This window comes from Aliagarivorans marinus DSM 23064 (assembly GCF_000429485.1).
Classification (GTDB): domain Bacteria; phylum Pseudomonadota; class Gammaproteobacteria; order Enterobacterales; family Celerinatantimonadaceae; genus Aliagarivorans; species Aliagarivorans marinus.
The window spans coordinates 211,991-224,079 of the sequence record NZ_KE386907.1 but is presented as its reverse complement, the minus strand read 5'-3'; the positions used below and the strand labels follow the sequence as shown (position 1 = coordinate 224,079).

The window sequence follows — 12,089 nt, the reverse complement described above, 5'->3', positions numbered from 1 at the left end:
TTCGCTACGAGGATTTCCGTACGCGCAGGTACCACTCAGCCAGTAGCCTGACTTGTTTACGGGTGTAGCCTTTCTCCATCATACGCGCGACAAAGTCGTCGTGTTTCTTCTGATCATCCGCCGAGGTCTTGGTGTTGAACGAGATAACCGGCAGCAGATCTTCGGTGTTGGAGAACATTTTCTTCTCGATAACGGTGCGCAGTTTCTCGTAGCTGGTCCAGTTTGGATTTGAGCCTGAGTTACTGGCTTTCGCCCGAAGTACGAAGTTAACGATCTCGTTGCGGAAGTCTTTCGGGTTGCTGATACCCGCTGGCTTCTCAATCTTCTCCAGTTCTGCGTTCAAGGCAGCTCGGTCGAACAACTGGCCAGTATCGGGGTCGCGATACTCTTGGTCTTGGATCCAGAAGTCGGCGTAGGTGACGTAGCGGTCAAAGATGTTCTGACCGTACTCAGAGTAAGACTCGAGATAGGCGGTCTGGATCTCTTTGCCGATGAAGTCGACGTACTTAGGAATCAAATAACCTTTGAGGTGCTCAAGATAACGGTCAGCCATCTCTTGCGGGAACTGCTCACGCTCCACTTGCTGCTCTAGCACATAGAATAAGTGAACCGGGTTGGCGGCCACCTCGGTGGTATCGAAGTTGAACACGCGCGATAGGATCTTAAAGGCAAAGCGGGTGGATAACCCTTCCATCCCCTCATCGACACCGGCGTAGTCGCGGTACTCTTGATAGGATTTTGCTTTTGGATCGGTGTCTTTAAGGGTTTCACCGTCGTAGACCCGCATCTTCGAGTACACGCTGGAGTTCTCCGGATCTTTCAGGCGTGATAACACTGAAAATTGAGCCAGCAGCTCTAGGGTAGAAGGTGCGCATTTGGCGGTGTTCAGCTCGCTGTTGTCTAGCAGCTTTTGATAGATGTTTACTTCTTCATTGACGCGCAGACAGTAAGGCACCTTCACGATGTATACCCGATCGAGGAAGGCCTCATTGTTTTTGTTGTTTCTAAAGCTCTGCCATTCCGACTCGTTGGAGTGCGCCAAGATAATGCCATCAAACGGTATCGCGCTCAGGCCTTCAGTGCCGTTGAAGTTGCCTTCTTGGGTGGCGGTAAGTAGTGGGTGTAGCACCTTGATGGGGGCCTTAAACATCTCCACAAACTCCATTAAACCTTGGTTTGCGCGGCACAGTGCACCGGAGTAGCTGTAGGCATCGGGATCGTTCTGCGCGAAATGTTCCAGTTTGCGGATATCGACCTTGCCCACCAGCGAGGAGATGTCTTGGTTGTTTTCATCGCCGGGCTCAGTTTTAGCGATACCCACTTGATGAAGAATAGAGGGGTGGCACTTAACTACTTTAAACTTGCTGATGTCGCCACCGAACTCAGTCAAACGTTTAGCCGCCCAAGGCGACATTATCGGTCTCAGGTGACGTGGGTTAATCCCGTACTCCTGTTCCAGAATCTTGCCGTCTTCATTGGGGTCGAACAAGCAGAAAGGGTGGTCGTTGACCGGCGAGTCTTTTAGCTTATAAATAGGTACTTGCTGCATCAAAGCCTTTAACTTCTCGGCTAACGACGATTTACCACCGCCCACAGGGCCGAGTAGATACAGGATTTGCTTCTTCTCTTCCAAACCTTGGGAGGAGTGTTTTAAGTAGGAGACAATCTGTTCGATGCTGTCTTCCATACCGTAGAAGTCGGCGAAGGCCGGATAACGAGAAATCACACGGTTCGAAAAGAGTCTACTTAATCTGGGGTCTTTGGAGGTGTCTATGGTTTCGGGTTCACCGATTGCCATTAACAGGCGTTCGGCAGGGCTTGCATAGGTTGCGGGGTCTTCTTTACAAAGTTGTAAAAATTGCTCTAGCGAAAGTTCTTCTTCTTGGGCCAGTTCATAGCGCTTTTGATAATGGTCGAAAATACTCATTGCCAAGGCCTCCTAAGACTACTTTACCCACATTTAGATCGTGAGTTGGCGACAAAAATTTCAAAGGGCTCAAAAATAAGTCTATACCACGGTAAAAATAACGTTCTAAAAATTAAGAAATTTTTATTTTCAGACGAGTAACTTACTGTAGCAATTGCGGTAATTACTGTTGTTTACGGTTTTTGTGGAAAACTGGATTCATCACGCCGTAAAACAATCCTCATGCCTTATTGATTAGACAGCAAAATGCTTGCTGTAAATGTGATCGTGATGTAAATAAAAGGTTGCAATTGAAGATTTGAGTGATAATTTTAGACATGTAGCTTCAAACCTTCTTGCTTTGGTCGGCGAACACTACATCAGAGGGGAGTAGTGTTGAAGGTTTCACAAGCACGTTTCCTTTAGGCTTTTGCATTGCAAAAGCCTTTTTTTTGCCCAACTCGAAAAAATCCCGTAACTCCAAGAGCTTTTGGCCATGCACCGGGTGTCAGACTTTAGTGGCAATTCTGCGGTGGAAATGGCCAAAAAGCCCTTGGTTCTGTGAGCCAACTCAAATCGTCCAGTAGCCGCTATACCAAAGTCTAAGTTTCAAACGACAGTGCGCAGCTTACCTTTTTGCTGTAACAAATTATTAACCATTGAGCGGTGGGTTAATAGCCTTTCAGCTAACAAGGAGAAGGATGAAATGGCATTTCAATCTGATGAAATGGCGAGAGCCTACTGGAAAGAAAATCTCACCATTATGGGCTCACTGCTGGCCATATGGTTTGTCGTCTCGTATGTCTGCGGGATTTTGCTGGTTGATCAGCTGAACGCTATACGCTTGGGCGGCTTCAAGCTCGGCTTCTGGTTCGCTCAGCAAGGGGCGATTTATGTGTTCGTGGCATTGATTTTTGTTTATGTAGCGAAAATGAACGCGCTCGACAAAAAGTACGGCGTAGAAGAAGAGTAGGCAGGATACGAAATGGATATTCAAACTTGGACTTTCATACTGGTTGGCTTGAGCTTCTCGCTCTACATCGGTATTGCTATTTGGGCCCGCGCTGCATCTACCGGCGAGTTTTATGTTGCTGGTAAAGGCGTACACCCGGTTGCCAACGGTATGGCAACCGCCGCTGACTGGATGTCGGCAGCATCCTTTATCTCCATGGCGGGGATTATCTCCTTTATTGGTTACGACGGCGGTGTGTACTTGATGGGTTGGACTGGTGGCTATGTGCTGTTGGCGCTATGTCTGGCTCCTTATCTGCGTAAGTTTGGTAAGTTTACCGTGCCAGACTTTATCGGCGATCGTTACTACTCTCAGACCGCGCGTATGGTGGCGGTATTCTGCGCAATCTTTGTCTCCTTTACCTATGTTGCGGGACAGATGCGTGGGGTAGGCGTGGTGTTCTCGCGCTTCCTGGAGGTCGACATTAACCTCGGCGTAATCATCGGTATGGCCATCGTGTTCTTCTACGCGGTGATGGGCGGTATGAAGGGGATTACCTACACCCAAGTGGCGCAGTACTGCGTACTGATTTTCGCGTTCTTGGTACCGGCGATTTTCACCTCGCTGGCGGTAACCGGTAATGTATTCCCGCAAATAGGCTTTGGTAGCACCGTCACCGATGGCTCGGGGATGTATCTGCTGGATAAGGTCGATGGTCTTTCCCAAGAGCTCGGGTTTAATCAGTATACGGACGGCTCCAAGTCCACGGTCGACGTGTTCTTTATTTGTGCAGCGCTGATGGTCGGTACTGCGGGTCTGCCTCACGTGATTATTCGCTTCTTCACTGTACCTCGGGTTAAAGATGCGCGTATCTCTGCAGGTTACGCACTGATCTTCATTGCAATCCTGTACACCACTGCACCAGCGGTAGCAGCCTTTGCTCGCGTCAACATGATCGAGTCGATCAACGGCCCTGAGATGAAAGGTGTACCGGCGGAGCAGGCTCCGGGGTGGATCGACAACTGGAGCAAAACTGGCCTGGTTAAGTGGGAAGATAAGAATGGCGATGGCCGTATGTTCTACTCGGGCGATGACCGCAACGAGATGTCGATTAACCGCGACATTATCGTACTGGCCTCTCCAGAGCTGGCGCAATTGCCTAACTGGGTTGTGGCACTACTGGCCGCGGGGGGCTTGGCGGCAGCGTTGTCCACGGCAGCGGGCTTGTTGTTGGTGATATCCACATCGATATCCCACGACTTACTCAAAAAAGGGTTTAAACCGGATATGACCGACAAGCAAGAGCTACTGGCTGCGCGCTGTGCGGCAGTCCTCGCAGTAATCTGTGCCGGCTATCTGGGGATTAACCCGCCTGGCTTTGTGGCACAGGTGGTGGCGTTTGCCTTCGGCTTAGCGGCATCGAGTTTCTTCCCGGCGATTATCCTTGGGATCTTCTATAAGAAGATGAACAAAGAAGGCGCGATTGCCGGTATGTTGGCGGGTATCCTGTTTACCTCAGCCTACATTATCTACTTCAAGTTCATTAACCCCGCGGCCAACGTGCCTGCAAACTGGTGGTTTGGTATCTCTCCAGAGGGCATTGGTACCTTGGGTATGCTGGTGAACTTCGTGGTTTCTATCGCGGTGAATAAAGTGACCGCAGAAGTGCCACAAGATGTACAAGACTTGGTCGAAAGTATTCGCTTCCCGAAAGGGGCCGGTGATGCTCACGATCACTAATTAGTCGCAAGTTGACTAAAAAAGCACGCTTCGGCGTGCTTTTTTTATGGATTGTGAGGCGAGGATTGGACGCTCTGCAAACTAAAGTCTAGCTTTCAATAATAGCCACCAAACCTCTGTGGTTAAGCAATAAATTATCAATAGCATTAGTAAGTTATCCCAACTCATTAACAGGTTGCGCGTGAAAAAAAGTCTCTGGATCGCCTTGGTCCTACTATTTCAAACCAGCGTATTTGCCGAACAACATCCGCTTCAGATCAGCATTATTGGCGATCCCATCGTTTATCAATCCTACTTGCAGTTGGTTGAGGAGAAAGGTGGCGATCCCATGACGATTAGCGATTACCGCAGTAGCTACTCGTTTCGCCCGTCAATTTCGCTGCTGTTGCTGAAGCAGGCATTAACGCTGGGAGGGTTGGATTTTGAGTTCGACTTTGTCGCCTCCACCACGCCTGCGCGTAATATCCGTATGGTGAAGTCTGGTAGTGTGTTGCTGCTGGCCTCTGATATGTGGATCAGCGAGTTCGATAACACAGTCAATCGTTCGCTGCCGGTAGTGAGCAAGGACGAGTTCACCAAGGGGTTCTTTGTGCACGAAGACTCGCCACTGCTAGAACGAACTTGGTCATTAGCTGACATCCGAGAGGCGAGTGTGCTGGTGGAGAAGACCTGGTACAACGATATCGAGGTTCTAGAAGCACATGGCTTCAGCAACATTCAATTCGCAAACCGTGCCGATGCAATACTGACCATGGTCAAGCGTGGTCGGGCAGATTTCGCCTTTTTCGAGTTTCCAGATAATCAGCAGCTCGCCATTGACCATCCCAATGGTCGTTTTCTACCAATCAGTGATTGGCGAGTGAATTTCCAGCAAAGCCGTCACTTCATGGTGTCTAAAAATCATCCGTTGTCTGAGGTGGTCAGTGACGCCCTCGATCGGGGAATGACAGAGCTACAGCAGCGCGGCAGTTTACACAAAGCGTTGGAAGCTGCCGGGGTGCTTAACCCCAGAGTGGCAGACTGGCGGGCTGTGCCGGACATTCAGTAGCGAGTTATTCGTCGTCACTGTTAAGCAGCGTTTGAAGTAACTCGCCATTGAGCAACGCGCGCTTCACTAGCGCTACGCCACCCCAAGCCGGTTGGTCTACTACCTCTGCTTGAACGATGGGCAGGTTATCGCGAAACGATGCTAATGCTTGATGTTCGACGCATTGGTTAATCGCATCTAACACAATCTCTTTAGCGCGCATCAACTCGCCGGTAAGTACCACCTTTTGCGGATGAAACAGGTTGATCATGATGGCGATGGCGCGACCCAGCATCTGACCGGTGCGTACCAGCACCTGCCTGGCGACCAAGTCGCCCTCATTCGCAGCATCACAGATGGACTCGATACTGAGCTCATCCACTGACAAACTACTAGGGCTGCCTTGGGTCAGCATGGTCTCAACCTGTTCGATGATAGCCGGGTTAGAGACCAGTGTTTCCAGGCAGCCGATATTGCCGCAATGGCACTTCTTACCGAATGGGTCAATCTGGATATGACCAATCTCGCCCACATCGCGATGCTGGCTCATAAACACTTCGCCGTTAATGATGATACCGGCGCTGGTGCCGCCATGAACCGAAATAAGCACCGAGTCGAGGCTATCTTTGGTAGCGCCATAGTAATGCTCTGCAAGGGCGGCAGCGCGGGTATCGTTGCCCAGATAGACCGGTAGCGAGAACACGTTTTGCAGGCGTTGCGCTAGCGGGTAGTTACGCAGGCGATAATGGGGTGTATACACCACCAAGCCTTCACCGGGATTGACCAAGCCAGACAAGGTCACCGCGATAGCAATCAACTGTAAAGACTTCGCATGGGATTGAATAAAGCGTTTGAGCAGCCGGGTAAGCTCGTCGGCAACCGCCTCGTCATCTAAGGCATCAAACGCTACGTGCTCGCTGGCCGCTAAACTACCGCCAAGGGTAAACAGGCCGATGTCGGCACAGCCACGGCCTAACTTAAGCGAGACAAAGTGAAAGGCCTGCTCTTCCACCATCAACGAGATAGCACGTCGCCCGCCGGTTGAGGCCTGCTGAGCGACTTCCTTGATCAGCTTTTTCGCCAGCAGCTGGCGGGTGATCTTGGTGACACTGGCGGGTGCCAGTTGGGTTTGCTCGGCGACCTGGATGCGCGATATCGGCCCCTGTTGGTCGATGATGCGATAGACGGTGGCCGAGTTAACTTGTTTGACGTGATCGACGTTGACGATTTGCTTTTTCAATAGAGTGGTCCGTGGCTGCTGTTTAGGTGTCGAAGCGGTGTATCTGCCCATCAGAGATAGTCAGCCCAACCTTGTAGCGACTATCAAAAGCAGTGAGATTAGCACAGTAACCGGCCTTGATTTTACCTAATCGTGAATCTTGTCCAATGGCTTTGGCCGGGTTGAGCGACGCCATCTGTAGCGTATCGACAAGCGGCAGACCTACCTGTTCTACACAGTGTTTTACCGCGTCGATCATCGTTAAGGAGCTACCGCCTAAGGTGCCATCTTTGGAAACGCAGCGCCCTTGCTCAACAAAGATAGTGGTGCCAACAAAATCAAAGCTGTCGATATCCGCACCTGCCGCGGCGGTGGCATCACTGACCAAGCAGAGCTTGTCGCCGAGCAAGCGGTGGCTGACACGGATATTGGCATCGGCCACATGCAGCCCATCGGCGATGATCCCACAGGCCAATTGATGGTCGTACACCGCGCCCACCAAACCGGGATCGCGACCAGTTAAGCTACTCATCGCATTGAACAGGTGGGTCGCAAAGCGCGCTCCGGCAGCGATAAACTCGCTGGCCTGCTGATAACTACAGTTGCTATGGCCGAGCGCAACCAGAATGCCAGCATCACTTAGCAAGGCTACCTGCTCTGGGGTAGTCGACTCCGGGGCCAGGGTTATCTTGGTAATCACACCGGCGTGAGCTAGCAAGGTGTCGATAGCGGGCTTGTCGAGTGAGCGGATCAATTGGGTTGAGTGGATACCGTGCTTTTCATGACTAAGGTAGGGGCCTTCGAGATGTAAACCCAAGGTTTGGCTATGTGCTGGTAGATTGCCCATCACTTCAAGCGCTTGCAGCATCATCTCGTCGTTGGTGGTGATCAGCGTGGGAAGAAACGATGTGGTACCACTGCGCAGGTTGGTTTGATGCATGTGCGCTAAGGTGGCATGCGAGAATTCATCGTTTAGCATCACACCGCCGCAACCGTTTAGCTGGAGGTCGATAAAGCCTGGGCACAGGGTCATACCATGGAGATCAATCTGTTGGATATCTTGGTTAATCTCGCTCAAGGGGAGGAGGGCGTTAACCCTTAGACCTTCGATAATAACGGCGTGCTGGTCGAACAGTTGCTGACCGTCAAAGATGCGACAATTTACTAACGCGTACATGCTACTCCCCTAAAGATTGCGCATATTATCAGATTCTAAGTCTTTGAAGTACTTAACAGTTTTAACTTTAAGCTCCAAGGTCGATGGCTCGTCGCAGACGATCATACTTTTAGGATGCAACTGCAGCGCAGAAATGGTCCATAAATGGTTTACGCTGCCTTCTACACCGGCTTGAATCGCCAGTGATTTGTTGTGGCCACTAGCCAGGATCATAATCTCTTCGGCATCGAGTAGAGTGCCTACGCCAACGGTAAGCGCCATCTTGGGGACTTCTTCAATGTTGCTAAAAAAGCGTGAGTTGGCCATACGGGTGTCATAGGTCAGGGTTTTAATCCGGGTACGGGATGACAGTGAGGAGGCTGGCTCATTGAAGGCAATGTGGCCGTCGACACCCACGCCCCCCATAAACAGATGGATGCCACCGTAGGCTTTTATCTTCTGCTCATAGCGCAGGCATTCGGCCTCGAGATCTTCGGCGTTGCCATCGAGCAGGTTGATGTTCTCGGCGGGGATGTCGATGTGATCGAAAAAGTTCTGATACATAAAGCTGTGGTAGCTTTCTGGGTGATCCTGAGGAATGCCGACATACTCGTCCATATTGAAGGTTACCACGTGCTCAAAGCTCACTTCGCCTGCGCGATGAAGCTCAATTAAGCGGCGGTAAGTGGCCAGTGGCGTGCCACCGGTAGGGCAACCGAGTACGAAAGGTCGCGCTTCGCTAGGGGCGTAGGCGTTGATCTTGTCGACGATATAGCGGGCCGACCAATGGCCTACTTGTTGAGCGGTATCTAGGGGGATTAGGCGCACGGTATTACTCCTTTATTCGTTTCTGAAATTAACTTAGCACAATATTTCACGAAGAGAAATAAGCGCGCTTGTAAATCATTGAAATCCGCCTTTTACGTATTTTAAGTCGTCATTTGTCACACTTTTAACGACTTAAAGTTTCCCTTAAATGAATCATAATTTACTGTGCGAAATATGTTTGAGGGAGCACTAAGCTCGAGCAAACACCATCTGTCACCAAACGATTATGAGGGAACTATGTTTAGCTACTTACAAAAAATTGGTCGCGCGTTAATGGTACCGGTGGCGGTAATGCCTGCCGCCGCTGTTCTTATGGGGGTTGGCTACTGGATTGACCCGGCAGGGTGGGGCGGCAATAACGCCTTGGCGGCGTTCTTCATTAAATCGGGTGCGGCAATTATCGATAACATGTCGGTGTTGTTCGCCATTGGCGTGGCCTACGGCATGTCTCGCGACAAAGACGGTGCGGCTGCGCTGGCAGGCTTTATCGGCTTTATGGTGGTCACCACCTTGTGCTCAGCGGGCGCGGTTGCCCAAATTGGGCTGGTTGAAATCACCACCAACTCTGAGCTGGCCTTCTCTAAAATCAACAACCAGTTCGTGGGTATCCTGAGCGGGGTGATTGCCGCCGAGATCTACAACCGCTTCTATCGAGTCGAGCTGCCCAAGGCGCTGAGCTTTTTTAGTGGTAAGCGCCTGGTGCCGATTGTTACCTCAGTGGTGGCCATGGCGCTATCGTTTGTGCTGATGTACGTATGGCCGGTGGTATTTAGCGGCTTGGTTGGCTTTGGTACTCAGGTCACTGAGATGGGCAACGTGGGCGCGGGTATCTATGGTTTCTTCAATCGCTTATTGATCCCCCTTGGCTTGCACCATGCACTGAACGCGGTGTTTTGGTTCGACTTGGCGGGCATTAATGATCTGGGTAACTTCTGGGCCGGTCAGGAAGCGCTGGATTCAGGCGCAGCGGTTCTGGGTGAGACCGGACGTTACATGGCAGGGTTCTTCCCGGTGATGATGTTTGGCCTGCCGGGTGCGGCACTGGCGATTTACCACACCGCTCGCCCCGAGAACAAAGCCAAGGTGGCCTCCATTATGGTTGCGGCAGCCTTCTGTTCGTTCTTTACCGGGGTTACCGAGCCGCTCGAGTTTGCCTTTATGTTTGTCGCGCCGCTTTTGTACGTGGTGCATGCCTTGCTAACCGGCGTGTCGGTATTTATCGCCGCCAGTATGCAGTGGATTGCCGGCTTTGGCTTCTCGGCAGGCTTGGTGGACTTGGTGCTATCGTCGCAAACGCCGCTGGCTAATCAGCCGCTTATGTTGGTTGCCCAAGGCTTTGTATTCTTTGTGCTGTACTACTTCGTGTTCAGAGGCCTTATCCTCACCTTTAATCTGAAAACCCCGGGCCGTGAAGCTGCCGAAAGTGATGAGGTTGCACAAGGTACAGCCGCTGGTGCAAGCAGTCATGGTGAGGTCGCCGGTTTGGTGCTGCGACTACTTGGTGGCAAAGACAATCTGACCTTGATTGATAACTGTGCCACCCGTCTGCGCCTCGAAGTGAAAGATTCAGACCGAGTAGCTGTAAGCGAGCTTAAAAAGCATGTGCCCGGTGTGATTGTGGCCAGCAAAACCGCGCTACAGGTGGTAATTGGGCCAGAGGTCGAGTTTGTTGCTGATGAGCTGAAGCAACTCGCCAATGCCTAAGCGCCAAAGGCTACAAACACAAACCCCGCGTCATCGCGGGGTTTTTTATGGCTACTGCTCAGTGATTTGCTTACTGTTGGAAGGGGTAAACCGAGCCGATATTGAGGATGCGGGTGAGCTCATCCAAAGCGGTACACACCTCGGTGACCAACTGTGGATCTTTGAGGTCGTCAAAGCTCAAGCGGTCACGGTAGTGTTTATCGACCCACTGATTGAGGGTGGTATATAGCTCGTTGTCCAGCAGGGTGTAGGGGTTAACCGCAGATAGCTCTTGATCGGTTAGCGCCACGCGCAGTCGCAAACACGCAGGACCCCCACCATTGCGCATGCTCTGCTTCACATCCATATAGTGAACATCTTGAATGGGCGTGTCTTGGCTTAGCAGGTCGCTGAGGTAGGCGGCAACAGCGGGGTTCTCCTGACAATCGGTAGGCGCAATCAGCGCCATCTTATTATCCGCAAGGCTCACCAACTGGGTATTGAACAGGTAGCTTGTTACCGCATCTTCAACACTCACCTGAGCCGCTGGCACTTCAATAAAGTGCAGGTCCACATCCGGCAGGGCCTGGCGCATGCGCGCGAGTTGCTTCTCTGTGTCAAGAAACGCTTCTTGGTGATAGAACAATACGTTGCGGTTACCTACAGCAATCACGTCGTTATGGAACACGCCCTTGTCTATCACCTGAGGGTTTTGCTGGATGAATAGCGCGGTATCTTCCGACAGGCCATGCAGGCGAGCGATGGCTTGGCTGGCCTCCAGGGTTTGCCGGGCCGGGTAGCGGGTGGGCGCGGGCTGGCTGGCGTCGGCCGCAGAGCGCCCGTAAACAAATAGCTCTAGGCCCGCATCGCCATATTGCCCGCACAAGCGGGTGTGGTTGGCGGCGCCTTCATCGCCATAATAGTCGTTCTCCGGCAGGTGCTGGTGATGGGCAAAGTACTTCGAGTCATTGAATACCGCGCGCAAAATATTGCCGGTAACCTGCGGCTCCAGGGAGCGATGCAGTTTGTTGGTGAGGTTTGCCGGGGTGAAATGGACTTTGCCATCGGTGGTATCCGCGCTTGGAGAGACGGTGGCGGCGTTGGCTGTCCACATGCTTGAGGCCGAGTAGGCGGCAAGCAGCGCATCGGGGGCTGCCGAGGCTGCCTGGCTGATAACCTTGGCATCGCTGCCACTAAAGCCGATACGGCGCAACAGCTGCAGATCTGGGCGTTGCTGGGGGGCTAATACCCCTTGCTTAAATCCTAAGTCAGCCAGCGCCTTCATTTTATCGAGGCCTTGCTTGGCGGCTTGCTGTGGGTTGGCGACTTGCTTGGCATTATGCTGCGAGGCGACGTTGCCAAATGAGAGACCAGCATAATTGTGGGTTGGGCCGACCAGGCCATCAAAGTTTACTTCAAAATGCTTCATAAAATTCCTTTTACAACAGCGCACTCCGGTGTATGGTGCGGTGTTTTTCCCTTATCGGAATCCGGGAATGATCCAGTTCTTAGCTATCAAGCTAAGCTAACTACGTCGGCTTCGATGTTAGCAAGTCACCTAAGGGTGGTCGAGTGATT

General features: G+C 51.7%; 9 protein-coding genes. 4 read left to right on the top strand and 5 right to left on the bottom strand.

Annotation, left to right across the window (positions count from 1 at the left end; genetic code table 11):
• Window positions 1-4: 4 nt before the first annotated feature.
• Window positions 5-1,927, bottom strand: a complete 1,923-nt coding sequence (locus G461_RS0115380; protein WP_026959964.1) for a PrkA family serine protein kinase — start codon at window positions 1,925-1,927, stop codon at window positions 5-7.
• 685 nt (window positions 1,928-2,612) lie between these two features.
• On the opposite strand from G461_RS0115380, the gene G461_RS0115375 reads away from it, so the two are divergent.
• From G461_RS0115375 to G461_RS0115365, 3 genes are all read left to right on the top strand, one after another.
• Entirely contained in the window at window positions 2,613-2,879 is a 267-nt protein-coding gene (locus G461_RS0115375; RefSeq protein ID WP_026959965.1) for a DUF4212 domain-containing protein, read from the top strand.
• A 12-nt stretch (window positions 2,880-2,891) separates the two neighbouring features.
• Complete coding sequence (locus tag G461_RS0115370; RefSeq protein WP_026972504.1) at window positions 2,892-4,598, top strand: sodium:solute symporter family protein; 1,707 nt, start codon at window positions 2,892-2,894, stop codon at window positions 4,596-4,598.
• Window positions 4,599-4,803: 205 nt separating this feature from the next.
• Window positions 4,804-5,646, top strand: a complete 843-nt coding sequence (locus G461_RS0115365; RefSeq protein ID WP_157360335.1) for a type 2 periplasmic-binding domain-containing protein — start codon at window positions 4,804-4,806, stop codon at window positions 5,644-5,646.
• Between the two features lie 4 nt (window positions 5,647-5,650).
• Here G461_RS0115365 and G461_RS0115360 read toward each other — a convergent pair whose 3' ends face one another.
• From G461_RS0115360 to nagB, 3 genes are read right to left on the bottom strand one after another with little or no spacing between them, the layout of a single operon-like run.
• Entirely contained in the window at window positions 5,651-6,865 is a 1,215-nt protein-coding gene (locus G461_RS0115360) for an ROK family transcriptional regulator (RefSeq protein ID WP_026972502.1), read from the bottom strand.
• Window positions 6,866-6,887: 22 nt separating this feature from the next.
• Window positions 6,888-8,021 (bottom strand): N-acetylglucosamine-6-phosphate deacetylase, encoded by a 1,134-nt coding sequence (nagA, locus tag G461_RS0115355; protein ID WP_026972501.1) that lies wholly within the window; start codon window positions 8,019-8,021, stop codon window positions 6,888-6,890.
• Window positions 8,022-8,030: 9 nt separating this feature from the next.
• Window positions 8,031-8,828, bottom strand: coding sequence for a glucosamine-6-phosphate deaminase (gene nagB, locus G461_RS0115350; RefSeq protein ID WP_026972500.1), 798 nt, complete (start codon window positions 8,826-8,828; stop codon window positions 8,031-8,033).
• A gap of 237 nt (window positions 8,829-9,065) precedes the next feature.
• Between nagB and nagE the strand changes: the two genes are divergently transcribed.
• Window positions 9,066-10,532 carry an N-acetylglucosamine-specific PTS transporter subunit IIBC gene (nagE, locus tag G461_RS0115345; RefSeq protein ID WP_026972499.1) on the top strand — a complete coding sequence of 489 codons (1,467 nt, stop codon included), beginning with the start codon at window positions 9,066-9,068 and terminating at the stop codon, window positions 10,530-10,532.
• Window positions 10,533-10,602: 70 nt separating this feature from the next.
• Here the strand turns inward: nagE and astB are convergent, their stop codons facing one another.
• The gene (gene astB / locus G461_RS0115340) at window positions 10,603-11,940 is read right to left on the bottom strand and encodes an N-succinylarginine dihydrolase (protein WP_026972498.1); all 1,338 of its coding nucleotides are present in this window, start codon (window positions 11,938-11,940) and stop codon (window positions 10,603-10,605) included.
• Between the last annotated feature and the right edge of the window lie 149 nt (window positions 11,941-12,089).